General features: G+C 38.6%; 22 protein-coding genes and 1 other annotated feature. Of the genes, 13 read left to right on the top strand and 9 right to left on the bottom strand.

Annotated elements, in window-relative coordinates; translation table 11 throughout:
• Positions 1-8: 8 nt before the first annotated feature.
• From FFM68_RS02945 to FFM68_RS02930, 4 genes are all read right to left on the bottom strand, one after another.
• Positions 9-1,094, bottom strand: a complete 1,086-nt coding sequence (locus FFM68_RS02945; RefSeq protein ID WP_137617948.1) for a replication initiator protein A — start codon at positions 1,092-1,094, stop codon at positions 9-11.
• Positions 1,095-1,746: 652 nt separating this feature from the next.
• Positions 1,747-2,289 carry a hypothetical protein gene (locus tag FFM68_RS02940; RefSeq protein WP_137617947.1) on the bottom strand — a complete coding sequence of 181 codons (543 nt, stop codon included), beginning with the start codon at positions 2,287-2,289 and terminating at the stop codon, positions 1,747-1,749.
• Between the two features lie 12 nt (positions 2,290-2,301).
• A complete protein-coding gene (locus tag FFM68_RS02935; RefSeq protein ID WP_137617946.1) occupies positions 2,302-3,150 on the bottom strand; it encodes a ParA family protein in 849 nt (282 codons plus the stop codon).
• Between the two features lie 822 nt (positions 3,151-3,972).
• Complete coding sequence (locus tag FFM68_RS02930) at positions 3,973-5,040, bottom strand: iron-containing alcohol dehydrogenase family protein (RefSeq protein WP_137617945.1); 1,068 nt, start codon at positions 5,038-5,040, stop codon at positions 3,973-3,975.
• 130 nt (positions 5,041-5,170) lie between these two features.
• Positions 5,171-5,405: a binding site (T-box leader), on the top strand.
• A 103-nt stretch (positions 5,406-5,508) separates the two neighbouring features.
• Between FFM68_RS02930 and FFM68_RS02925 the strand changes: the two genes are divergently transcribed.
• The 5 genes from FFM68_RS02925 to trhA all read left to right on the top strand — a co-directional run bounded on the left by FFM68_RS02925 (position 5,509) and on the right by trhA (position 9,205).
• Complete coding sequence (locus FFM68_RS02925) at positions 5,509-6,333, top strand: MetQ/NlpA family ABC transporter substrate-binding protein (RefSeq protein ID WP_137617944.1); 825 nt, start codon at positions 5,509-5,511, stop codon at positions 6,331-6,333.
• An 89-nt stretch (positions 6,334-6,422) separates the two neighbouring features.
• A complete protein-coding gene (locus FFM68_RS02920; RefSeq protein WP_137617943.1) occupies positions 6,423-7,436 on the top strand; it encodes a methionine ABC transporter ATP-binding protein in 1,014 nt (337 codons plus the stop codon).
• Complete coding sequence (locus tag FFM68_RS02915) at positions 7,436-8,098, top strand: methionine ABC transporter permease (protein ID WP_137617942.1); 663 nt, start codon at positions 7,436-7,438, stop codon at positions 8,096-8,098. The genes FFM68_RS02920 and FFM68_RS02915 overlap by 1 nt, the downstream gene beginning before the upstream one ends.
• Positions 8,099-8,194: 96 nt before the next feature.
• Positions 8,195-8,482 (top strand): hypothetical protein, encoded by a 288-nt coding sequence (locus FFM68_RS02910; RefSeq protein WP_137617941.1) that lies wholly within the window; start codon positions 8,195-8,197, stop codon positions 8,480-8,482.
• Between the two features lie 87 nt (positions 8,483-8,569).
• Positions 8,570-9,205, top strand: a complete 636-nt coding sequence (trhA, locus tag FFM68_RS02905) for a PAQR family membrane homeostasis protein TrhA (protein WP_137617940.1) — start codon at positions 8,570-8,572, stop codon at positions 9,203-9,205.
• A gap of 77 nt (positions 9,206-9,282) precedes the next feature.
• Here the strand turns inward: trhA and FFM68_RS02900 are convergent, their stop codons facing one another.
• On the bottom strand, positions 9,283-10,458 hold the full coding sequence (locus FFM68_RS02900; RefSeq protein WP_137617939.1) for an AI-2E family transporter: 1,176 nt from the start codon (positions 10,456-10,458) through the stop codon (positions 9,283-9,285).
• A 235-nt stretch (positions 10,459-10,693) separates the two neighbouring features.
• Positions 10,694-11,413: a hypothetical protein gene (locus FFM68_RS02895; RefSeq protein WP_137617938.1), complete on the bottom strand. Its 720-nt coding sequence runs from the start codon at positions 11,411-11,413 to the stop codon at positions 10,694-10,696.
• Between the two features lie 506 nt (positions 11,414-11,919).
• On the opposite strand from FFM68_RS02895, the gene FFM68_RS02890 reads away from it, so the two are divergent.
• The 5 genes from FFM68_RS02890 to FFM68_RS02870 all read left to right on the top strand — a co-directional run bounded on the left by FFM68_RS02890 (position 11,920) and on the right by FFM68_RS02870 (position 18,429).
• The gene (locus tag FFM68_RS02890) at positions 11,920-12,180 is read left to right on the top strand and encodes a hypothetical protein (protein WP_137617937.1); all 261 of its coding nucleotides are present in this window, start codon (positions 11,920-11,922) and stop codon (positions 12,178-12,180) included.
• 418 nt (positions 12,181-12,598) lie between these two features.
• Complete coding sequence (gene licT, locus FFM68_RS02885) at positions 12,599-13,429, top strand: BglG family transcription antiterminator LicT (RefSeq protein WP_137617936.1); 831 nt, start codon at positions 12,599-12,601, stop codon at positions 13,427-13,429.
• 99 nt (positions 13,430-13,528) lie between these two features.
• A complete protein-coding gene (locus tag FFM68_RS02880; protein WP_137617935.1) occupies positions 13,529-15,454 on the top strand; it encodes a beta-glucoside-specific PTS transporter subunit IIABC in 1,926 nt (641 codons plus the stop codon).
• A gap of 1 nt (position 15,455) precedes the next feature.
• Positions 15,456-16,442: an ADP-ribosylglycohydrolase family protein gene (locus tag FFM68_RS02875; RefSeq protein WP_137617934.1), complete on the top strand. Its 987-nt coding sequence runs from the start codon at positions 15,456-15,458 to the stop codon at positions 16,440-16,442.
• 238 nt (positions 16,443-16,680) lie between these two features.
• Positions 16,681-18,429 carry a DUF2075 domain-containing protein gene (locus tag FFM68_RS02870; RefSeq protein ID WP_137617933.1) on the top strand — a complete coding sequence of 583 codons (1,749 nt, stop codon included), beginning with the start codon at positions 16,681-16,683 and terminating at the stop codon, positions 18,427-18,429.
• Positions 18,430-18,717: 288 nt separating this feature from the next.
• Here FFM68_RS02870 and thyA read toward each other — a convergent pair whose 3' ends face one another.
• The 3 genes from thyA to FFM68_RS02855 are packed head-to-tail and all read right to left on the bottom strand — an operon-like array spanning position 18,718 to position 21,670.
• Complete coding sequence (thyA, locus tag FFM68_RS02865) at positions 18,718-19,632, bottom strand: thymidylate synthase (RefSeq protein ID WP_239585050.1); 915 nt, start codon at positions 19,630-19,632, stop codon at positions 18,718-18,720.
• Positions 19,633-19,674: 42 nt separating this feature from the next.
• Complete coding sequence (locus FFM68_RS02860; protein ID WP_137617932.1) at positions 19,675-20,991, bottom strand: sensor histidine kinase; 1,317 nt, start codon at positions 20,989-20,991, stop codon at positions 19,675-19,677.
• A gap of 4 nt (positions 20,992-20,995) precedes the next feature.
• On the bottom strand, positions 20,996-21,670 hold the full coding sequence (locus tag FFM68_RS02855) for a response regulator transcription factor (RefSeq protein WP_137617931.1): 675 nt from the start codon (positions 21,668-21,670) through the stop codon (positions 20,996-20,998).
• Positions 21,671-21,822: 152 nt separating this feature from the next.
• Between FFM68_RS02855 and FFM68_RS02850 the strand changes: the two genes are divergently transcribed.
• From FFM68_RS02850 to FFM68_RS02840, 3 genes are all read left to right on the top strand, one after another.
• Positions 21,823-23,298: an ABC transporter permease gene (locus tag FFM68_RS02850; protein ID WP_137617930.1), complete on the top strand. Its 1,476-nt coding sequence runs from the start codon at positions 21,823-21,825 to the stop codon at positions 23,296-23,298.
• Between the two features lie 15 nt (positions 23,299-23,313).
• Entirely contained in the window at positions 23,314-23,973 is a 660-nt protein-coding gene (locus tag FFM68_RS02845) for an ABC transporter ATP-binding protein (protein WP_137617929.1), read from the top strand.
• A 90-nt stretch (positions 23,974-24,063) separates the two neighbouring features.
• Positions 24,064-25,683: an aryl-sulfate sulfotransferase gene (locus FFM68_RS02840; RefSeq protein WP_137618139.1), complete on the top strand. Its 1,620-nt coding sequence runs from the start codon at positions 24,064-24,066 to the stop codon at positions 25,681-25,683.
• The last annotated feature ends 34 nt before the right edge of the window (positions 25,684-25,717 follow it).

Here is a 25,717-nt window from a genome sequence, read left to right as displayed (position 1 = left end):
TTGACTTCTTAGGAGATTTTTTTAGCGACTTTCTGTGCTTTCGGCGGCTTTTGACGTGAATTTTTTTGCCGAATCGTCAATTGGACGCATGAAAGCGTTTGTTGTAACTCCGGTGTCAACTGATAATGGTCTACAAGGTATTGCCGGATCTTTTCGCTAAAGAAGCCCTTCATAAAGGCAAAGAAGAAGCCCTCAGGATTTTTTACCGTCTTGTATCGATACATTTGTTCAAGCGCCTTTGCCAATGCATCTGAAATACTTGTTCTGAAATAATCATTGTGTTCAAACGTTAGGACATCTGCTTCTGCCGGCAACCCGGCTTTGATGTATTGCTGTGTGCTAACGTATTTAGCTTTGAAGATCGTATCGACAAACCAGCGGGCTTTTTGATAGTCTCCTTCGCAAAAAGGTAAAAAGCGTTGAAAGGCTTGTTGCGGTAGAATGTGCGCATAGCGCGCACTTAATCCGTCGATTAGTTGTTGATCCTTGATTTTCGCAGCGTTTTTAGGTAGCTCGTTAGTTACACTTGTTGCATTTGTAGTTTGTTTTGCTAAATGTTTTTGTGTACTTGTAAGCAAATTTTGCGAGTCCGTGCCCGCAGATTCTGCGTCTCTATCCACTGTGGACAACGTTTCTTCGATTGTCTCAGCCTGTTTTTCCACAGGAGCCAAAGACTTTGTGCTAGTGTAATTTTTAAACGACAATTGGACAACAATATTTTTTTCAGGTGCTTTAGGATTCGCAACATAGATTCGATAGTTTTTTAGACCATGCCGAATAACTTGAATCAAGCCAGCTGTTAATAAGGTATTTTTCAAATTGGTGATCTTTCGTTCAGAAACGCGCAATAAGGCTGCAGCCTCTTCATTGGAAAAATAAATATACGGCTGCCCTGCTTCATCCAGCCAGCTGCCATCTTTTTTAGCATTGTAAATGCTGCAAGTCATCCGCATCGTATAAAGCGCATGAAGCATCATGGCTTCAATGGAAAGATCTTTGTATTGTGGATTATTGATTAAGTTCAAATCAATCGGAAGATAATTTCCGTTGGGTAAGTTTGTTGCGGTCATTAGATTATCTAAAGTTGTGGACATCACAAAAAAACCTCCTTAGTTCACTCTCAAAATTAGTTACGAAAGTTTTTAAAGGAATGTTTACCGTCACAAGATATTTGATTGAGAAAATCATCAAAATATAGTATACTTAATGAAGGTTAGGCAAACACCAATTTTTCTAACCCTAATAAGTTTATTTAAATGTGACAGGCTAATTCGCCAAAATTAGCTCAAACCTTTGAGTTTAAAGATCGCCAAATCTTTAAACTCTTTTTTTCGTTTTTTTCTACATGTATAGAATAATGGATTAAAATCCCGTTGTAAAGCGATTTATAGCTATCTTTTTTTAGAGTAAACTTTTAATATGTTTGCAAAACAAATTGAGGTTTACTATAACAGCCGTGAAGAAACAATTCGGGTTTACTTTATTAAATGATGTAAAAGTATTTTTGGTAAACTCTAATTAAAGTATTATCTAACCCCTATTTAAGTACAAATGTGGATAAAAACGAATGTGGATAAGGAGTCTATTAGTTATCCACAACTGTATCAAAAGAAGTTTTCCTTTTTCAAAAGTAAACTTTTAAATCGAATGAACAATAAAAAAGGTAAACCCAAATATTAGTTATCTAAAAAAAAAGTAAACCGTAATGCCGAAACTAGCCAGCATTGCGGTTTACTTTTTTTGCAGTTAATTCTCATCGTTTTCTAATTCTTTGAATAGTTTCTGATATTTCGGCTTTTCTTTATACTCTTGCATTGCGGCTTCTTCTAGTTGATCCAAGAAATTCCGGTCGTCTTTCGATAAGCCCTTTTCAATATAATAGTCATATAAAAAGTCGATCATTCTATCAGGCGTATAGCCGTCGAACTTAGCGTTGATTAGGTTTTGCATACGAATTTTAGTACGAGCAGAGATTTTCTGCATCTCTAAAGCTTTTAAGCGCGGATCATAGTATTGGCGTTTACGCCCTCTCTTACCGGCCTCATTTTCTTGTGGCGGTGTTTTTTCCGGTCTCTGATTTCGTTCATTAGGATGCTTTGTTTCTCCATGGAGCGGAGCATGCCGAAAATCTGTTTCGTGACTCAACGTGCGATTGGCCAAAAGATCTTGCGAACTGGGCTTTTTTTCCTCTTTCTCTTTGTCTTGATTGGAGTATTCAGACATTTTTTCAATGCCTTTATTTTTTTTATTCGCCGTTAAAAGTGAATCTAGCTTCATTTTTTTCGCCATTTAACGTCTCCCCTACTCTTCACCGCTTAAAATCAGGCGATGTTCATCAATTTCATCCAAAATATTTACAAAAACTTCGTGCGCCCGTTTGTCCCACTGCTCAACTTTACCATTTTTATTGATTTCATAAGTAATACCGGAACCATCATAGCGTTTTAAACGGCTTTGATTCAAAACAACGGTATTCAAAAGATGTGCGCCGTAGATCTCTTTTGCTGCGGTATAGATCTCTTGGTCAACGGAATCCCGTTTTTGCATCATAAATGGAACGATCCCTACCACTTCAAGCTCTGTTTCATATTGTTCTATGAAGAAATTCATATAATCGATATAATTTTGCGCTCCTTTTAAGGACTTCACTTGTGTTTGTAAGATGACGATAACATATTCTGCAACATACATTGCTGCATTTGAATAGGTACTGATCGTCGGCGGAACATCGATGTAGATCACATCATAAATATCTTTTAGTGGTTCGATCAACGTCTCCATATACTTGAATTGGGACAATTTATCGCCAGGATATTTTTCAATCATATAATCCGGAAAATCAGAAAAAGAAATATTCGCAGGAATCAAATCTAAATTTGGGATGATTTGATAAATTGAGGGCGCAATCTCCCCTGATCGAACGGCCTCCCAAATCGTAGAGTCAAATTCTTCTGGGAGTGTTTCATTTCCAAAATTCTCAGCAGTCAATGATAAAACATCACTCGTATTTCCTTGAGGATCAAGATCAATAACTAATGTTTTACGTTTTTTGCGAAAGGCACTTTCAAATGAGAGCATTTGAACAGTCGTCGATTTGCCGACGCCACCTTTAAAATTTCCTACTACATAGGTTTCAGCTTTTTTTGGCATAAAAATTCTCCAATCTTAATTTCTCTTTTAAAGTTTACTATAAATCTGTAGAAAGTGCAATAAGGTTTACTACAATTATAAATAATGAAGTAAACTCTAAATACAATAAAGTTTACTGCGAGTGGTTAATTAAAGTTTACCTATTTTATATTTTTAAAGTAAACCTAATAGATAGTAAAAAGTTTACTTTAATTAGATGAAGTAAACTTGATAAAAGTATATAGGTAAACTCTATAATAACTAAAGGTTTACTTTAATAAATATAAAGTAAACTTAAAATTGTTGGAAAGGCTTATTTAAAGGTAATTTATTGTTTTTAAGGTCTACTTTAAGTAAATATAAGTAAACTCTATTTATTATACAAGTGTACTCTAAATAGAAATAATCATTAATAAAGTCTACTTTTATTAAACAGTAAACTTTATCTAATCAGAAAAAAGTTTACCGTTAATTCATTATTATATTCAGGTAAACTTTAATAACCAACAAAAAAGTTTACCTGAATAAACAAGTAAACCTTAAACAACCGTTGATAGGACAGTGCGTACCAACGATGCAAATAAAGTAAACCGTTATTTTTGTATATGAGGTTTACTGCAATTGATCAGCATGAAACTAAAAAGGTAAACTTTATTTAGTTAAAAGTTTACCTTTTTATATCCAGATAGAAAATATATTAAAGTAAACTTCAGAAAAACCGTTGATATAGATATCCTTGGATAATAAGCTATAAATAGTTGAAGTAAACTTTTAATATAACATTAAAGTCTACTTCAAAAAAATATTCCTTTGAGGTATACCCCAAAGGAATAAAAGTAAACTTTATAAAGACTCGACTAATTGAATTGCTTGATACACTTGATCTGGTGTAATTTCAGGATCGACCATTCTGAAAGTTTCGTTTGCAGAAGCGGCATGGTTGATGACAGGGAGCAATGCTTCTTTAGACGTTTCAAAAATATTCAGCTCGTTTAATTTTAACGGTAAACCCGTTGCTTGATAAAATGTTTTTAAATTTTGGATCTCGTCTAAATTTTTTGTATGAGCCAATTGAACGAGAATTCCGTAAGCAACTTTTTTTCCATGCAGCTGCTCATGTGAAGCCGCTAGAAAAGAAAGGCCGTCATGGATTGCGTGTGCGCCAGCCGAACGACCAAATGAAGCTGCAAAGCCGCCGGTTTCTCCGGCTAAACCAATAATCGTATCTGTGACCCGCGTAAATGCAGCTGAAGTCTGCAGCTGTTCTAAATCATTAATGGCAGTAATAGCGTCTTGAATCAGTAGTTCTTGAATCGCTTTGGCACTAGCAATCCCAAGGCGAACATAAGCTGATTTTTGTTCGTCTGACAGACTGCGAGTGATACCTTCGATCTCATACCATTTTGCTAAAGTATCACCGATCCCTGCTACAAAGTAGTCTTTGGGTGTGCCTAACAAAAATTTTGAATCAACTAATGTTAAGAACGGGGCACGTTTCATGTAGCCGATGGATTTGAATGTTCGGTCTGGGTGATAGACAGCAACGATCGGAGTGAATGGAGCGCAATTTGAAATTAAAGTTGGAAGGACTAATAATTCAGCGTTCAGTTCTTCCGCCGCCATTTTTGCTGTGTCAATCACGCGTCCGCCACCAATCGCTAGCAGCAAGTCAGCGTGTTCGATTTTATTTGCTAATTCGACTGCATTTTCATGGCTGGAGCTGCCGTCATAGCGATGCGTAGGGTAGGGAAGTTCCTTTTGATAATAGTTTTGAAAAGCTTCAAAAGATTTTTCACCAGTAATGACAGCAATTTTTTCGAAGCCGTCTAAATAACTAGGGAGATCATGAAGAAGACCTTCTCCGCTAACGTAGCGATTGGTACCGGGACGTACTTCAGTTGTAATATCCATTGTTTTTAACTCCTTTAATGAGATTTAAACTAGTTTATCTGTTGTTAAAATTAAAGTCAAATGTGTTTTCAGTGATAAAAACTATTGACACCGTTCATTTAAGCGTGTAAGATACGATTTATCAATTTAAAGAAACGTGATGAAGAGAAAAGTATAGGTCGTAAAGCATCAAAGAGAATCCGGGCAGGTGAGAGCGGATATGCGGAAGGATTTAGAAAATGGTCTCTGAATGGCACTGTCGATAAGTAGGCAGTGACGGGGCGGCACTCGTTAACAATGCTCAAGTATAAAATTGTACTTGTTGAGGCACTCGTTGTGAGACGGTTGCAAATGAAGGTGGTAACGCGAGCATGCTCGTCCTTTTCCTATAAATGGAAGAGGGCGGGCTTTTTTTGTAGTTACTCTTTTTGTTAATGAAGTATTTAACCGTAGCTAGTAGAAAATGGATAAAAATAGGAGGAATTAAAAATGAAAAAGTTTGGTAAAGGGATTTTATTGAGTGTAGCAGTGTTGGCAGTAGGCGGGTTATTAGCTGGTTGCGGCAGTAAAGATGAAGCAAAACAATTGGATGAGAAAAAAGTGACGATCGGTGTGACTTCAGGTCCGCATCAAGAAATTTTAGAAGAAGTTGCTAAGCAAGCCAAAAAAGACGGAATCGAAATCACAGTAAAAAGTTTTGATGATTATAATACGCCAAATACCGCGTTAAGCGATGGAGATTTAGACGGCAACAGCTATCAAACACTTTCATTTTTAGAACAACAAGTAAAAGACAAAGATTACAAGATCGAATCGGCCTTTAAAACAGTCGCATTCCCATTAGGAGTTTACTCTAAAAAAATCTCAGATTTAAGTAAACTTCAATCAGGCGATAAAGTCGGTGTACCGAATGATCCAACAAATGAATATCGGGCATTGAAATTATTGGAAGAAGCGGATGTCTTGAAATTAAAAGACGGTGTTGAAATCAAAGCGACGAAAAATGACGTGGCTGAAAATCCAAAAAACATCGAAATCGTTGAGTTAGAAGCATCTCAAATTCCATCGCAACTTGGCGAGTTGGCAGCTGCCGCAATCAATACCAATTTTGCCTTTGGCGCAGGTTTGACCATCAATGATGATGCGATCTACCACGAACCATTAGAAGACAATCCTAATTTCAATGTTTTTGCAGTTCGGACAGAAAATAAAGACGACAAGGTCGTTAAAGAAATTAAAAAATACTACCAATCAGATGAAACAAAGAAATTTATTGAAGAAGAATTCAAAGGATCAGTAGTTCCAGCGTTTTAAACAAAGTATGCAAGGACCGCCTAAGTTGGGGAATCAGCAGGCTGAGTTTTCTAGAAAAAAATTAATGCGAATGAGGAAGGAAGCGTCACATGATTGAACTTAAAAATGTCTCAAAAATCTATCAGCAGAAAAAACGTCGAATAGAAGCAGTCAAGGAAGTTGATTTGACGATTGAACAGGGAGAGATTTTTGGTGTTGTCGGGTATTCAGGCGCAGGTAAATCAACTTTGATCCGCATGATCAATTTTCTGGAACCACCAACGACTGGCGATATCTTGATTAATGGCCAAAATCTGCGTGAGCTGAACAAAAAAGAATTATTGTTAACTAGACGGAAAATCGGCATGATTTTCCAAGGATATAATTTATTGTCGACGGCAACCGTTTATGAAAATATCGCGAAACCGTTGAAGTTAGAAGGGGTCCCTAAAGAGGTGATCGCCAAACGGGTCGCAAAATATTTAGACTTAGTCGGCTTGACTGATCGCAAGGACAATTATCCAGCGCAATTGTCAGGCGGACAGCGGCAACGAGTGGCAATTGCACGAGCATTGGCGCATGAACCAGAGATTTTGTTATCGGATGAAGCGACGAGCGCGCTAGATCCTGAGACGACTGAATCGATCTTGACTTTATTGGCAAAAATCAATCAAGAGTTAGGAATCACGATCTTTTTGATCACTCATGAAATCGAAGTCGTTCAACGCATCTGTGATCGCGTGGCTGTGATGGAAGACGGGAAGATCGTAGAAGCGGGTCCTGTGATTAATTTATTTACCCGTCCTGAAGAAGAAACGACGAAACGATTCATTGGAGCTAACGACAACTACAACGTCCCTGAAGAAGTTTTAGCGGCCTATAAAGGGACTGGACGATTGGTACAGCTGCAATTTATTGGCGATGAAGCGACTGAGCCGGTTTTGGCAAAAGTTTCGAAAGATTTTCCGTTGAGCCCTAATATTCTTAGCGGAAATATCGGCTACTTGAAAGAAAAACGGCACGGGCGATTGCTGGTCCAGTTTGCTGGCGGAAGCGATGCTGATTTTCAAGCGGCGAAAGAATACATTCAAAGTCAAGGGATCATCGTTGAGGAGGTAGTGTAATGAGCGAATTTTGGAGTCAGTGGGGAAGTGTCGTGATCGAAGGATTAGGGCAAACACTCGTGATGGTCTGTGTCGCGTTAGGTTTATCGATTTTAATCGGCATACCGTTAGGCGTATTGCTGGTGATTGCTCGTCCAGGCGGGTTGAGCAGTAATTTTACGTTGTACTCGATTTTAAATAGTGTGATCAACGTCTTGCGTTCATTACCGTTTATTATTTTATTGTTCTTGATCTTGCCGTTGACAAAACTGATCATGGGAACAACAATCGGGGTCCAAGGCGTGTTGTTGCCGCTGATTATTTACACGGCACCGTACTTGGCGCGATTGGTAGAGACCTCACTGTTAGAAGTCGATGGCGGAGTGATCGAAGCCTATCAAGCGATGGGAATCAGTAATTTCCATATCATTAGCAACGTGTTGTTAAGAGAAGCGCGCGGTGGAATCATTCGGGGATTGACAATCGCGATGATCGGTTTGATCGGTGCGACTGCAATGGCTGGATTAGTCGGTGCCGGCGGTCTAGGCAGTATCGCATACCAGTATGGATTCTTACGAAATGAACCGGCAGTGATGTATACGACGATTATTTTACTGATCATCTTAGTTCAGATCGTGCAGTCAATAGGCAATACAATCGCCAAAAGTTTGGATCGAAATTAAGCAGCAGACGATGACCTAGGGAGCATTTTTCCCGAGGTCATCGTTTTTTTTTGCTATAATAATAGCAACAGGCAAGCTGCATACGAGGTGAATGAAATGAGAGCGAAGGACTTATTGACGGCGATCCAAGTGGATGCTGCAGGAGAATTAAAAAAATTATCTTCTTATACCTATGTCTTTGTCACTGACGATGAAAAACAGACGAATCAATTAAGGATCAATGCCACTGAGACAAAAATCATTTTGAAAAAACAGCCCAATCATCGATTGACATTGAATGAATTGATCCACGTTTTAAATGAGACGAAGGAGGCGGAGCTATTTTTCGAAGAGGAACTGATTTTTGGTTACAAATTGATCAAGGAGGGAATCGTCTTAGGTTGATCTGTCATCTGGTTTCGTAAACTAGATTGAATTATTTTGTTAACTGTGTTACATTATCTTTAATAAATAAATTGAGGTGAACACTAAATGGATACACAATTTAGCCGAAAATATTTGATCACAAATGAAGTATTGAATGCAGTGACACATGGTATCGGGGTAGTTTTAAGTATTGTCGGATTTGTTTTTTTGTTGAAAAAGGCAGATAGTGGGTTGGATTATGTTTCTTTCATCATCTATGGTGGGTCACTATCGGTGCTGTTTTTAGCATCGACGCTGTACCATAGTTTGATTTTTACAAAAGCGAAAAAAGTCTTTCAAGTTTTTGATCACTGTTCGATTTACTTATTGATCGCCGGAACGTACACCCCGTATTGCTTGTTGTACATTAGAGGAGCAATCGGAATCGTCTTGCTCAGTATCATTTGGCTGGCTGCGATTGTTGGGATTGTTTATAAAAGTTTGACGCTAAGTAAAGTGAAATCGGTCTCAAAATTATCTACAATCATTTATAATGTGATGGGCTGGGCAGTCGTAATTGCATTACCAAGCTTGTATCATAGTGTTGGCTTGAAAGGATTATTACTGTTAGTTGGCGGCGGGATCGCCTATACGGTTGGCTCGGTTTTTTATAGCATGAAAAATAGACGCTACATGCATGTTGTTTGGCATTTATTTGTGATGTTAGGTGCGTTGCTGATGTTCTTTTCGATTTATCTCTAAAGTAGAACGAACAAGTATTTATGATAGGTAAGAAAAAAGACTCCAGTTTCCTTTTTTGGGAAATTGGAGTCTTTTTTTTATAAATAATCGTCTTCTGAAAAACCTGTATTGCGATAGGCGCCTTCATCAGCAAAATACTTATTGTACCGTTGTTTGAATTTGCGGAAAGCAAAAACAACGATCAATTTGACCATGGAATAGATCGGAATACCAAAGATTACACCGACTAAACCTAAAAGATCGCCCATAACGAGTAAGACGACTAAGATCGTGATCGGATGGATCTTCAATTTATCCCCCATGACGCGGGGAACAACGAGATCACCGTGAAGCAATTGAACGACAAACCAGGCGATCACAAATTTGACGACCATAAATGTCGAATCTTGAAAGGCAATAAAGACCCCTGGAATGAAAGCTAAAAATGAGCCAATGTAAGGAATGATACTCAAGATCCCTGCTGCCAGTGCGATGACTGTCGCAAATTCCATACCTAAAAGTAAGAAAACGACCCAATAGATCAGCCCTAGCAATAACGAAGCGATCACTTGTCCTTTTAGAAAAGCTCCAAGTTGTTGGTTTGCGATTTTGACCAGCGCGCTTGAATCTTTTCTAAAACGCGGCGGGATTAATTCAATCATGGCATTGTAAAGTTTATGTGGATTTTGGATCAAGAAAAAGGCAATGATCGGTCCAGTAAACAAAGTAATTGCGGTGCTGGAAACGGCAGAAAATAACGTTCCTAAACCTTTTGCACCGTCTTGCCAATTTTCGCCTAAATAGCTCCAAGCTTCTTTCGTTAATTTGTCCAATGAATTCAATGCTTGATCTGAAGACGCCGCAAACGGTGTTGCATCTAAAATATTTTTGATCGCGTTTTGGAGATCATCCACGTATTTAGGAAATTGCGTGATCAAATCCTGTGCTTGGGTTTGGATCACCGGTATGAGTCTTGCTCCACCGAAAAAAAGTAGACCGATGATCACCACATAAGTGAGTACGATGCTGATGAGCCGCGGGAGGCCTTTTTTACTTAAAAAGTTGACCACCGGATTTAATAAATAATACAATAATAACGCAAAAATCATAGGGGGTAAGATTGTAGTGATGATTACGACGAGCGGTCTGAAAATAAAAGACACCGTGTTCAATAAATAAATCGCTAAGGTACTTAAAATGATCAGCCCGATGATGTAATACGATGTCTTACCACCAAAAAATTGGATCAATTTTGAGGGCTTTTCTTTTTCCATCGAATGAACCTCCTTGTTTCGAATATTGAAGAGAATTTTTTTAAATTTCACGCCTTGACTGATTGGATCTATGAAAAAATTAGCAACTAGAGACGATCAGTCTTGCTGAAACAAGTATACCGAATGTCGGTGAGACTGTATACTTTGGGGATCTTAGAAAAAATGCAGCAGGCAAAAAAGTAATCAATAAACCACCGGATACTCCAATAAATGAGAAGTATCCGGTGGTTTTTATCTACCAAGCAGTCCAATCGATAGTATCAGGATCAGCTTCTAATTTTTCATAGTGATGGAGAAAATAAACCTTGTTGTAATGACGGGTGAATTCGCCAATTTGATGCGTAAACTGAACCAAGCGCGGCCGCTTACTCAACAAACGAGCAAAATAAGTATCCGGCAGCTCCAAATAAGCCAGTGGTGTATTTGCTTTTTTAGCAAAACGAAAAAAATCACGGCGAATCAGTGCGAGGATATAACAGGTAAGTTCTGCCCGCATAATTAGACTGCGCCGCAAAATTGGCAGAGCAAGTCTTGGGCCAGTGAGCATTTCCGCATAATAACAACCGTGCTCGCAGCGCAGCTTCGAAATTTTCAATGGATTGATCCAGATCGTCCGCTGAGTATTTTCCAATGGAAAAAGCGCAAAGTACGGGCAGACCCAAGGGAATTTATAAGAACCAAAACAGGCGAGTGCTTTGAGACAACCACAAATTAATTTGTAATGATGGAAACAATGAGCAAAAGAATAACGCTGAAGTACCGCTAAGCCGCTTTCTTCGCTATGATAAATTCTTGTGTCAGTGAAAATCAAAACGCCTGTTTGTTCAGGAAGTGGAGCAATCAAAGTGATCTCAGCAACACTTAGCGGATCAAAAGGCTCCGCTTGCTTCAAACAGTTCTCCCATAGTTCAGACCAGTAGCTATCCAAATAATCATTGCGCTCAAAATTAACCATAAAAACATCCTCTCTTGCGATTTTTTTGTGACTCGCAAAACCAATATAAGCTAAATAACAAATATGTACACGCTTTCTTTTTGTGGTAAAAATAAAAAAATCATCATTTCTATTTGTGAAAAAACTAAGTAGTACCTAATGGATTAAGAAAAATTGTTTTTAAAAAAATAATGGATTTTTATTATCGGTAGAGCTATTTAAAGGACGTAAAGCAAAAAATTCTATTTTATTAAGGTAGAAATTGATTATTTATATTTTTGAACAACTGGGATAAAAGCGGATATTTACATAGATATTTCTTGATTTAAGTTATTTAATAATTAATGCAAGTTGAAAAAAATGCTTGTGAAATCGAAAAAATTTTTGCAACTATTTTTTTATTAAGATCGCGATTTTTTGCGTATCGTTTTGAAATTCTTTTTGCTGTGAAAAAAAGTTGCGCATTTAACGCAAAACTTTCGTTAATACTAAAGAAGAACAAAAACTTTCGAAAAGGAGGCGTATTTATGCAAAAACATCCCTTTACTATCAGTCAGATGTTTCGATTGAAACAAAAAACCTTAGAAAAACGCATCACTGCTTATTACCAGACCAGTTCTGACGCAGCCACTGTCATCAAATTAGTACGCCTTCTACAAATTCGTGGCGAATTAAGTACGGAAGCAATCGATACCCCGTGTTTCGAACTCATTCGAACACTTTACATACAGCAACCAGGCCGAAAAATGAAACGCTATTTCTTCTATTTTCAAGCATATTTTTCATAAACGGAATGGACCACATTGTTGCTGCATTTTTTCCCAGAGATCCCGATCATGAAAAACTGGCGCGAACAAGTTATTTTGACCGTGTATGCAGCAATGTGCCATAATTTTACGGTGCCTTGAAAGTAGTAGTAGATTGAAGTAGAGAGACTGATAAAATTACGAATGGAGCGATTATTAATGTTTTTAGTTTATTATTTTTCGTTTTGAAAAAGTAGATGATAGATTCAGTGTTTTCAATTCTGTTTATATTAACAATAAGCTCGTATATATAATTATAGTTAATAAAAAAACGCTTTTTTTCTTTTTAGAACAGGTATAAAAATGAAATTGGGATATATACACGAATTTTACCGTCTTGACAAATGAAAAAGAAACGGTACTATGATTTATGAATGTTTGTTAGGGATGGAGGATCGGCTTGCTTAAAATAAAGAAGATTTTTAACAATAATGTCGTTTTAGTAATTGATGCGAAGGGTTTGGAACGAATTTTGATTGGTAGGGGCTTAGCGTTTAATAAAAAAATTGGCCAAATCGTTGATGAAGCCAAGATTGAAAAGATATTTGTAGTAGATTCGCCGAATGTCACTGATCGTTTTGTTCAATTAATTGAAGAAGTACCCGTCAATCGACTAGAACTGGTGACTTTGATTATTAAAAATGCTGAAGTTGAACTGCAAAAAAACTTTGACGGCAATACTTATATTGGTCTGGCTGATCATATTAATTACGCTGTGAACCGTTTTAGAAAAGGTGAGCGGATCCGAAACGCTTTATTACTAGAAATCAAGAAATTCTATCCTAAAGAGTATAATGCAGGAATAAGTGCTTTGAAACAGATTACTTATTATGAAGGTATTGAACTGAATGAAGATGAAGCTGGTTTCATTGCGTTACATTTTATCAATGGTGGGTTGAACAACGATACGGCCCAAACCTTACTGACAACGGAGATGCTACAAAAAATCGTGTTGATAGTAGAAGATCGTTTGAATATTGAGCTGGATACGGATTCGTTGAATTATGTGCGGTTTGTTACCCACTTGAAATTCTTTATTCAACGTGTCATAATTAACGAACCGAGACGAGAAACAGTACCGGAAATGTTTGATCAAGTACTTAGATTCTATCCAAAGGCGACGCAAAGCGTTGAAATTATTAGAAATTATTTGCAGGGAAAATTAGATTGTCAGATCTACCCGGAAGAGGAAATGTACTTAATTTTACATGTCCAGCGGTTAATTAAATAAAAGGGATTGTAACTGATCATGCAGGCAACACCCAAATAAGAGATGAATAGTCTCTTGTTTGAGTGTTGCCTTTTTATATTAAAAAAGGAGAGAGGCAGAATGGAAAAATACCAAGCACTTGTTTCATTTATTTTGAAAAATATTGGAGGACGAGAAAATGTTTTAAGCGTAACGCATTGTATGACGAGATTGCGCTTCACACTGAAGGATGATTCCTTAGTACAAAAAGAAGCACTTGTAAAATCATCAGAAATTATGAGTGCACAATTTGCTGGGGGTCGGTTCCAAGTTGTGGTAGGTACCAATGTGGCAGAGATCTTTCAAGTCGTGCAAGAACAATTGGGTGGAAAAAATGCTGCACCAGATGAAGAAAAAAAGGGGCTAGTAAGTGCATTAGTTGATACTATTACGAAAGTAATCACGCCTGTCTTAGGAATATTAACTGCTTCAGGCTTGTTGCAAGGAATTTTGGCATTATTAACCGCAACCCATATCCTATCAATAAATGATGGTGCTTATATTATTTTACATGCGATGGGTCAGGCAGTTTTTTATTTTCTACCGGTTACTCTAGGTTATACAAGTGCCAAAGCATTTAAGATGAATCCTTTCGTTGGTATGATGTTAGGTGCTACATTGCTGATTCCAGAATTAATGACAGGTCTGACAAGCGGGGATGTACTGTATACATTATTTAATGGGACCTTGTTTCAAACACCTGTTTATAATACGTTCTTTGGTATCCCAATTTTATTTCCAGCAAGTGGTTATCAATACACAGTGATTCCAATTATTTTCATTGTTTATGTAGGTTCAAAAATAGAGAGTTGGCTGAAAAGAATGATTCCTTCAGTGATTGCTCATAATGTGACGTCCTTTTTGACAATTTTAATTACGGTCCCATTAACCATTTTAATTGTCGGCCCTATTACTAACGTGCTCAGCTCTTTAATCAGTGCGGGAGTATCAGGTCTGTATACCATTTCACCGATAATTACCTCATTAGCCGTTGCTTTATTGTATCAACCCCTTGTAATTTTTGGATTACATTGGCCGATTTCAGCAATTGGAATTACAAACTTGGCTCAATCTGGTGTAGACTACATTTTTCCGATGTCGTTTACAGCAAATTTTGCGCAAACTGCAGTGGTTTTGGCAGTTTTTTTACGAACTCGGTCAAAGGATCAAAAGACACTGGCAATTCCAGCCATGGTATCAGGTTTGTTCTGTATCATTGAACCAGCAATCTACGGATTTAGTTTGCCTGTGAAAAAACGGTTTGCATTTTCGATGATTGGAGGAGCTGTTGGGTCGCTAATTTTGGCATTATCTGCTACTAAGATGTATGCCATGTCGTTTGGAATCTTAGGCTTTGCAGCCTTTATCAATCCTGAAACTGGTAGTATGAATGGTTTAATCACAGCAATTATTGCTTCGATTGCGACAGCAGCAGTGGCATTTATTTTAACTTATATGACTTTTAAATCAAAAGAAGATGTAGTTCAATCTGAAGAAAAAGAATTAGTGAAAACAGAATTCTTGATTTCTCCGTTAGAAGGACAAATAAAACCGATCGAAAGTGCAGCAGATCCAAGTTTTGCTTCAAAAGCGTTAGGTAACGGATTTATTATTGTACCTGAAAAAGGAGAAGTTGTTTCCCCAGTATCTGGTGTTATCAAAACTGTGTTTCCTAGTGGACATGCAATTGGGATCACTAGTGACACTGGAATTGATGTCTTAATCCATATTGGGATCGACACTGTTGAGCTAGAAGGAAAAGGGTTTAAGCCATTTGTAAAAAAAGGTCAGACAGTGACGCAAGGAGAAAAAATTCTGGAGGTTGACTTGAAAAAAGTAATCAATGCAGGATATTCCGTAGAGACTTTTGTGACTGTGACAAATTCAAATCAATTCTTAGATATTCTGTGTCAACAAAACGGCAGTGTCAAAATAAAGGATAAAGTAATGACAGTAATTCCTTTTAATAACCAAATAGAATCCAAAAATTTAGCGGAGGTCCATTAGAATGAGAGAAAGAATATGGGGTATCTTGGCTGGCGGAGCTTTAGGAGATGCAATGGGGATGCCGACAGAATGCTGGTCACAAGAAAAAATTCGTCAGCACTTTCCTAATGGTGTGAAACAATTAGTCGCTTCAAACGAAAATGACATCTTTGGTAGGAAACTGTCAGCAGGTGCAATTACAGATGATACATTGAATGTATTGATGATTTTATCCATGATCCAAAAGAATCAAGGTCAGATCCGTGTAGCTGATTACATTGCAGAACTGCGGGAATGGAATGACTGCTCAACCGTTTCGGCTTTTGTCTCAGGACCATCAACGCTAAAAGCATTAGATAAGATTGCTAAAGGCGTTTCGATTGAAGAAACGGGTGTTGCTGGTACCACTAATGGTGCTTCTATGAAAATTGCACCAATTGGATTAATTAGCGATTATCGAAAGCTGCCTATGTTGGTGAAAAATGTCGCAGAAATCTGTCTACCTACACATAATACAAAAATTGCGATTGCTGGCGCTAGTGCAGTGGCGGCCGCCGTTAGTTATACTGCTCGCGGCGGGCAATCAATCGATGAAATTTGGTCACTGGCCTTTGAAGCTATTACTGCTGCGAAACAATATGGTCATGACTTTCCATCTGCTTCTTTGATTTTCCGCATGAAACAAGCACGAATTATCGTGCAGCAAGAGACAGATGAACAACTAATTTTACAGCGATTATATGAGGAAATCGGTACGGGAATGGAGACAATTGAAACAATTCCAAGTGCTTTTTCTATCGTTCAATTGGCCAAAGGGGACCCACTAAAAGCTGTACAATTAAGTGCTTCACTAGGCTGGGACACTGATACTATAGGCGCAATCAGCGGTGCGATCTGCGGTGGACTGAAGCCCGGTAATTTACCCAAATGGATGATCCAACAAGTTGAAGAAGTCAATCAATTGAATTTTGATCAGCTGACAGATGATATGATACCGTTTGTGAAATAGATAAATAGCTCCAAGTAATTTGTATGGGCAATTGGATTCATTATAAGTTACAGGGAATATTAGAAAGTGTCTCTGGTTTTAATAGTTGGTATTTGTGATAAATAGTAGTACTAATCAAATCAATAACTGATTGTAAATTTATTATTGTATGATTTAACATAAAACTATCTCGATAAACAAAATATCCTACGGTATAATTAAGTCAAAATTGGGAAATTTTGGATTGTTGAGGTGTCGTATGAAATTATCAAAACCAATTATTTATGAAATTGATTATTCAAAAGAATCTCTTAATTCTTTAGAAGAAAAAATTCAGAATAAAGGTAAAAAAGAGCAAAAAGTGATGCTCAGTTATCCAACAGTTTATATCGTGAATGACAAGAAAGGCTCATCAAAATATTCCGTTTATATCGGTGAAACTGCAGATATTAAGCGGCGCACGATTGAACATTTAAAAGAGCTTCGTGAAGATTGGCAAGAACTATCTGATTCCGACCAAGCAAAGATGTTTGTAGTAGGTCATGAACATTTCAACAAGTCATTAACTTTAGATATTGAAAATCGGCTAATGCAGTATTTGTCTAGTGTTGAAGCTGTTGAAAATTTGAATAATCGTAGAACAAATCCACAAAATGATTGTTATACTTCAGAAGAACTAGGAAGTATCTTTTCAGAAATTTGGAAGAAACTACAGCAAAAAAATAAAGAGTTATTTCCGCTTGAAAGAATAATTAGGGATTCAGCTATTTTTAAAGCCTCACCTTTTCATAAACTAACTAGAGAACAGATGAATGCTCGTGAAGATATTATTCTAAAGGTAACAGAAGCAATAAATCGAAATAAAGAAGGTCAATTAATTATTGTTGAAGGTGAAGCTGGATCGGGTAAAACGGTGTTATTAAGCAGTCTGTTTTATGAACTAAGTCAACTTTCTTTAGAGGAGTCTGAAAACGTAGTACTTAAGAATACCAATCAATATTTATTAGTGAATCATAATCAGCAGTTGAAAGTTTATGAACAAATTGCTTCGAAGTTAGGTATTTTGTCAAAGAGAAATCAAGACGTTGTCTCGAAACCGACGAGATTTATTAATAATCATTCAGAAGATGAGAAAGTAGATATTGTCGTAGTTGATGAAGCACATTTATTATGGACTCAAGGGAAACAATCTTACCGTGGGAAAAATCAGCTTAAGGATCTCTTGAAACGCGCTAAAGTTGTTGTAGCAGTACTTGATCGTAATCAAATTCTTTCTCGTGAACAGTACTGGGATGAGCAGGATATGCTAGAAACAATTCATGAAGCAAATCTCAATAATAATTACATTCATTTGGAAAATCAATTACGAATTAACGCGGATAAGGAAACTGTAAAGTGGATTCGGAATCTTATTGATAATGGAACAATTGAACGTATCCCGGTTGATTCTAAAAATTATGCGATTAAAATATTTGATGATCCCGAAGAAATGTATAAAAGAATTCAAAAGAAAGCACAAAATGAAGAATCAGGAATTTCTCGTATTTTAGCAACTTTTGATTGGGATTATGTGGATAAACGTAAGCCGAATGATGAAGAATATTGGAATGTGAAAATTGGAGAATGGCGGTTACCATGGAATTTACAACTCCCGCAAACAAGGAAAGAAAAACGAAGAACTCGTAATCAAGCTTGGGCAGAACAAGCCCAAACAATTGGTGAGGTAGGATCGACTTTTACGATTCAAGGTTTTGATCTTAACTATGCGGGCGTTATTATAGGTCCATCAGTAAAATATCGAGATGGTAAGATTATTTTTGACAAAACAGCAAGCAAAAACAAGAAAGCTATTCAAATGCGTGCGGGAAAGAATGGGGAAAAAATAGATGTTTCTGATTTTCTCCTTAAGAATGAGTTGAATGTGTTAATGACGAGAGGCGTTAACGGGCTATACATTTATGCAGTGGATAAGGAGCTTCGGGAGGCGCTTAAAAAAGCAAGGAACTAATTGCTTTGATTAAAAATTAAATTTGAATCGTGTGATCCCGTTTCATTTATGATGTGGGGGGATTGCGGTCAAAACTTTCAAAAGAGTTGCTTTCTATAATAAGGTTAAAATCTTAAGTAAAAAATATAATAACTATTTTCCAAAAACGTCCTAATTTAACAATCTATTTTTTGTGTATGATGCTTAAACAAGATAGTGGGATGTTCTTTTTCAAATCTGAACGTACTCTTCTATTTTCCCTCACCTAAAACAGAGCCACAAACGTAAACTCGTTTGTGGCTCTATTTGTTATTCCGCTATTTCATATTTAAACACGCCATTGTTTTCATAGTTCTCTAGTTTCACTTCAGAGAGTCTTCGTTCAAAGAAGGAGTGTTTGTTGCCGTTTTCGTCGTATTTGGCGGGCAGGACCAGCGTTGGTTGGCTGTCTGGAACGGGTTGTGACAATTGTTCTTTCAATGCATCGATATGACGATCGTAGACGTGGGCGTCATCGATGCACCAGTGCATCGTGCCGAGTTCAAAGTCTAATTGATCCGCGATCAAACGGTGCAAGACGGCGTATTGATAGACGTTGAATGGATTGCCTAATGCCATATCAGCGGAGCGTTGTTTGACGTGGAGGTCAAGGACGCCGTTATTGACTTTCCAATTGGTTGCCCAGACGCATGGTTCTAAAGTCATCTCGTCTAGATCGTCGACATCCCAAAGGCTGGTCATGATACGGCGCGAGCCGGGATTGTTTTGTAATTGGTGTAAGACGTATTCGACTTGATTGAGTTTTTCTTTGTGATCAGGCAGTTTGCGGCATTTTTTGGCAAGCTGATAGCCGTATGCTTTGCCGATCGTATTGTTTTCATCGGCCCATTCGTTCCAGACTTTGCATTTATGATCTTGCAGCCACGTTACGTCGTTGGATAGTTCTTGCCAGATCCATTCTAATTCAATCAACGGCGTTTTTTGGAAAACACGTTTTGATTTTAAGATTGGGATGCCGTCTGCCGGGGTGATCTTAAAATTGACACCTTGGATAAAGCGTGTTGGAGCAGGACTGCCATCAGCATATTTTGCCCGGACCAATGCTGGATCTTGATCGGTGCCGAGTTCGATGATCTCCAGGACGATGTCGCGATAAATTTTGTCGAAGCCAGTATATTCAATCACAAGAATTCTCCTCTTTTTTCTTTTGTCTGAGTTTAACATATTTGAGTGACTATTGGATTATATTTTCTTGTCAATTTAATGTTATTTTTTTAAGGGTAGCCGAATCTGGAAAACGACGCCTTTGGGTAGCCAATCGCGGACGCTTAACTTGCCTTTGTGTTGAGTGATGATCTGTTGTGCAATGGAAAGTCCTAAGCCGTAGCCGCCGGTTTCTTTAGAACGGGAGCGGTCTTCGCGATAAAAGCGCTCAAAGATATGTTTTTTGTCTTCGTCGTTGATGGAAGGACCGTCATTTTTGACTTCAATCAGCCAGTTGTCGCTGGAAATCTCTGATTGTAAGACGATCGTTTCTTTGGCGTCGGTATATTTTAAGGCATTGTCCAGTAAGATCACCAAGACTTGATGGATTCGTTTTTCATCGATCAGCATAGGTTGATCGGCGAAATTTTCTAAGATGAAGTGTTTGTCGTTCATCTCTGCAATTTCTTGGAAAGGCTGTGCTAATTGTTGGATGAACGGTTTTGGGTCAACCAATTCTTTTTGCAAGATGAGTTGATTGGAATCACTGCGCGCCAAGGTCAAAAGGTCTTCAGTCAAACTTTTCATGCGTCGTGTTTCGTTCAAAGCCTGCGCGATCGGTTCGGATTCTTCAATGATCGTATGTTCCGGTTTGGTGAATAATTGTTGCAGGCTGTTTTGAATGATCGTTAAGGGTGTCCGTAATTCGTGGGAAGCATTTTCCACGAATTCTTGCTGTTTACGCCAAGAGTTCATGATCGGCTGCATGTTCATTTTTGAAATGTAAAAGCTTATTCCAATCGAGATCAGCCAAAAGATAACCATACAAATAATCAAAATCGTTCTAAAGGTCTTCATGGAGTCTGCAATCTGGTTCGTGTTGGCTAAAAATTGGATATAGGCGACGTTCTCACCTTGATCAGCCTTGATCGTATAAGAGTGGAACGATAATTTTTGTGTTGTATCTGAGTTGCTTTCCAAATTCAATGTCTCGATTGAATCCAGCTGTTTTTTATCCAGCGTCAAGTTTTCCAGTTCGGTGAAGCGTCCGCCTAAGACACTTTTATTCAATATTTTGCCGTCTTTTGACCATAAAATGATCTGGGTATTGAAGCGATTGTTGCCTTCAAGATCTTTTTCATGCTGCTCGGCAGGAAGCTGAGCAAGAAAGGGATCGTCTTGCTGGTAGCGGGTGATCTCCATGTCGATCAAATGCTCGTTTTCGGCCATTTGTGTCAAAGAAAGATCCGTTTGTCGATACGCCGAACTTTGCAAAAGCTGTAAAGTGATGAAACCTAGCAGTAAAAAGATACTTGCAAACGCCGCAACGTTGATGAAGAAAAACTTTAAGCGTTGTTTTCTTGAAATTTCTGTATTCATAGCATCAATCCTTTTGTAAGATGTAGCCGACATTTCGCAATGTTTTGAACAACTGATCAGCGCCGGTCGGTTTTAAATGTTTTCGCAAATGGCTCATATAGACTTCCACGACTGTGAGGGTCGTGTCAGAATCAAAGCCCCAGATCCGATCGAAAATTTGTTCTTTCGTCAAGATCACCCCTTTATTTTGGATAAAGTAGACTAAAAGTTCAAATTCTTTTCCTTGAATCGGCAAGATCTTACTGTCGGCTGATACTTCTTTCGTAGCGAGATTGCAAGTCAGTTTTTGATAGACTAATTGGTTTTCGGAAAATAGGCCCAATGAGCGTTTTAGGAGCGCTTTGACGCGCATGATCAATTCTTCGCGGTAAAAAGGTTTTGTTAAATAATCATCTGCACCTTTTTGAAAACCGGTCACTTTGTCTTCCAAACTGTCTTTAGCAGTCAAGATCAGCACCGGGGTTTGGATATTCTTTTCTCGGAGTTGGGCTAAAACTTCATAGCCGTTTTTTTCCGGCAGCATCAAATCCAATAAAATCAGATCATATACGCCGCTTTCTGCTTCAAATAAGCCTTCCTCACCGTCGTACACTTGTTTAATTTCTCCAAGGTCGGCCAAAATTTCTTTTATATTATTTGAAAGCGTCGCTTCGTCTTCAACTATTAATAGGTTTATCATGGATTTTTTTCCTCCCATATATATGACGGTTCTAGTGTACCATGCTTTCCTAAATCAACCTTAAAAAATTTCTTCGGCGCTTAAGCTTAAGTTAAGGCAGACTGATTATTCTACAAACAGTCAAAGATGACGGAACTAGAGGAGGAAACAATATGAACTATATCAAACGGGCGCTTCAGAGCCTTTGGGCAAAGAAAGGGCGCAGTGTTCTCATGATCGCTGTTTTTTCAGCCATCTTGATTTTTGTGTTAGCGGGTTTGACGATCCGAAGTGGGGCTGAATTAGCGACGACGAATGCGAAAAAAAGTGTTGGAGCGACGGTCACATTAGCAACAAACCGCGAGGCGATGTTTAAACAGCAATCTGATTCAGACTCAGATTCAGAAAGTACCCAGCCAGACCCAGGAAGCTTTGAACAGACGCCAGTCAATTTAAGTGACGCGGAAGAGATTGCTAAATTATCAAATGTAAAATCCTATTCATTTGAAGCCAGCACATCAGCCGATAAGAGCACGGGGATTACCCCAATCTCAAGTGACAGTGAAGAAACCACTGACACAGCTAGCGAAGCGGAAGGCAAAGGTGCACCCGCAGGAATGAGCCAAGGCGATTTCCAAATCAAAGGTGTTTCACAAAGCAGTTCTTACAGCGATTTTTCTTCAGGAACGGCTAGTATCGTAGAAGGCGAAGCAATTACAGCAGACGATGAAGGCACGAACAATGTGTTGATTGAACAAAGTTTAGCGGAATCCAACGATCTAAGTGTCGGTGACACGTTCAAAATTAAAGACACAGACGATAAAGACGTTGAAGTTACGATCAAAGGGATCTATAAAACAAGTAGTTCCGGCGATAGTATGAGCGCACGCTTCAACTTTATGAACCCATCGAATACGATCTTTTCATCTTATACTATGGTCAATACATTGACGGGTTCAGAAGGCGAGACGATTGATTCTGCGGTCTATACGTTAGATGATCCAAAAGAAATGGATAGTTTTGTCAAACAAGCCAACAAATTGATCGATACGGATACGTTCAGTTTAGAGACCAACGATCAAATGTATCAACAAATGTTGCAACCATTGAATAATGTTTCAAGTTTCGCAAAAAATATCGTGATCTTAGTAGCAGCTGCAGGTGTGATCATCTTGACGCTGATCATCATGCTGTCGATTCGTGAACGTAAATATGAGATTGGTGTGCTACTTTCATTAGGTGAATCACGTGTCAAAGTCATCTCGCAATTTTTTGTCGAAATTTTTGTTTGCATGATTTTTGCCCTAGGCATCGCCGCAGCCAGCGGAAACGTCGTAGGAAATGCAGTAGGCAATCAATTGTTAAGTCAACAAACGACGACCACACAAAATGCCGATGGTCAGGCAGCGGCAGGCGATGCAGGAGCCGGTCAAGGACAAGCACCTGGTGGAAATGGTGGTCCGCGCGGCGGACAAACCGGCGGCAATCCATTTACTCAAATTGAAGAAGTAAAAGAGATGAATATTGCAGTAAAACCGACAGAGATCCTCAGTCTTGCAGGAATCGGACTTGGAATCAGTTTATTCTCGATCGTTTTATCATCGGCCGGCATCTTACGGCTCAATCCGAAAAAAATCTTGATTTCTTAATAGGAGGAAAACAGTATGACACTAGCAACGAAAGATTTAAGTTATTGGTATGAAAACAATGGACCATTATTTGAAAACGTAAATCTGACTTTTGAAAAAGGCAAAATGTACGCCATTTTAGGCACGAGCGGTTCAGGAAAGACAACGTTCTTATCCTTGATCGCAGGGTTGGATACCCCTAAAAGCGGAGAAATCCTCTACGAAGACACTTCATTGAAAAAAATTGGTTTACGCGAATATCGTCGTAAAGATGTTTCAATCGTCTTTCAAGCCTACAATCTGCTGCCGTATTTATCGGCAGTAGACAATGTCGTCACGGCGATGGAGATTGCTCAAAGCCAGCAGACGGATAAAAAAGCGTATGCGTTGGCTAATTTGGAAAAAGTCGGGATCACCCGCGAATTGGCTGAGAAAAAAGTCACGCACTTATCCGGCGGGCAGCAGCAACGGGTCGCGATCACGCGGGCCTTGTGCTGTGAACATGGGCTGATCGTCGCCGATGAACCGACAGGGAATTTAGACGAAGCAACTTCTGGCGAGATCGTCAAACTGTTTCAAGAAATCGCGCATGAACAACAAAAATGTATCGTTTTAGTTACTCATGAACAAGAAGTTGCTAAAGCCTGCGATGTCGTCTATGAATTGAAAAACCAAGAATTCAGCCAAGTCTCTTAATAAAAGAAGCATAAGTTGATTTTGACTAGTTTCTTGTGATTGCGATCAAATTGATAGTAAGAATTAAAGATAAGGAGGACGTTTGTGAAGATGCTGAAACAGGTGACCGTTTTTCTTGGTCTGCTGGTTTTCTTGGCCGGCTGCGGTGTGAGCGGGACGATCACAAATGACACGGAAACCGAAGAGCTCTCGGTCGCTTTGAATGAAGAGTGGCAAGAAGAGCAGAACGAATTGGAAAAGAATTATCAAACACTGTTAGACAGCGGCGAGTACGATGAAGACAATATTTATATAAAACTCAATCCTTATGAGGCCAGTCCTCTGTCAGCGCTGCTGTTGTTTCAAACGGATGAAGCGATGAAAGTCGAAATTTCTGTCGCTGGCAAGGATGAAGAGACGACAATCAAAAATAGTTTTGACGACTATACGACAAAACACAGCATTCCGGTTTTAGGTCTATATGCAAATACAAAAAATCAAGTCACAGTGACTTTGACGGATAAAGCAGGAAACAGCATGGAGAAATCAGTAACGATTAAAACAGGAGCGTTACCAGATTCTCTCGCAAAAATCGAGGTCAAAGAAGCGGATACGCAAAAAATGGAGTTAGGTGACAGTGAAGTGACGTTTGTTGTCCCTAGTACGAAACAAGCCTATGCTTTCGATACGAACGGCGATGTCCGTTGGTATTCAACTCGTTATAACAGCCATATTTTTAAAGAACTAGATAACGGCAATCTGCTCTATTTGACTAAAGAATCCAATGACGCAAATACTTACAATGTGTTGCTAGAGACTGACTACTTAGGGAAAATCTACAAACGCTATGATTTTTCCAGTGCTAGTGCAACTAATGAGACCGGTCAAAGCGAAGGAGAGACGACCGTCATCCATCATGACGGGATCGAATTGCCTAATGGAAACTTGCTTTTGACGGTCAGTGACGGCAGTCAGTATATCGAAGACACGATGATCGAGCTGAACCGTGAGACAGGAGAGATCGAAAAAACGATCGATCTAAAAGATCTTTTGCCGGAATCTTTCTATGAAGAATATGATTCTACTAGTCGAGAAGACGGAAAAATCGATTGGTTCCACCAAAATTCGGTGGACTACGATGAATTAGACAACAGCATAATTATTTCGGGGAGGAATCAAGATACGATGATGAAAATTGATTATGACACGAAAGAAATCAAATGGATCATGGGCGACGGCAGCGGCTGGCCGGAAAGCTATCAAAAATATTTCTTAGCAGGAACGGTCAAAGCCAGCGGCGGTCAGCATGCAGCGATTGTTTTGCCTGACCAAGATGAGAATGATGAAACGACCGATGTTTTATTTTACGATAACAATATCTCAGTAACGCGCGGCGAGGAAGAAACTTCTGAAAAATATTCAACAGCCCGCCAAGTTCGTATCAATGAAGAAGAGATGACAATCGAGGAAATCTGGGATTTTGGTGAAGATCTAGGATCAGCCTATTACACAAAAATCATCGGCAGCGCCCGTTATCTAACAGCTACAAACAATCGGTTAGTTAATTTCGGCTATCGTGATGAGGGAACAGCCAGCTCGATCATGGAAGTCACCAAAGATGGCAAAACAATCTTCAACGTTGATTTGACCGATTTTCCAACTAGTGCTTGGGCATACCGAGCCGAACGCTTTTCGTTATACAATGACAAGTGGCAGTATCAATTACAATAATTAAAAAACGGATGCATCTAGATGCATCCGTTTT

It is taken from the genome of Enterococcus xiangfangensis, assembly GCF_005405365.1.
Lineage (GTDB): Bacteria > Bacillota > Bacilli > Lactobacillales > Enterococcaceae > Enterococcus_A > Enterococcus_A xiangfangensis.
The sequence above is the reverse complement of the archived record's forward strand: the minus strand, read 5'-3'. Positions and strand labels throughout refer to the sequence as shown.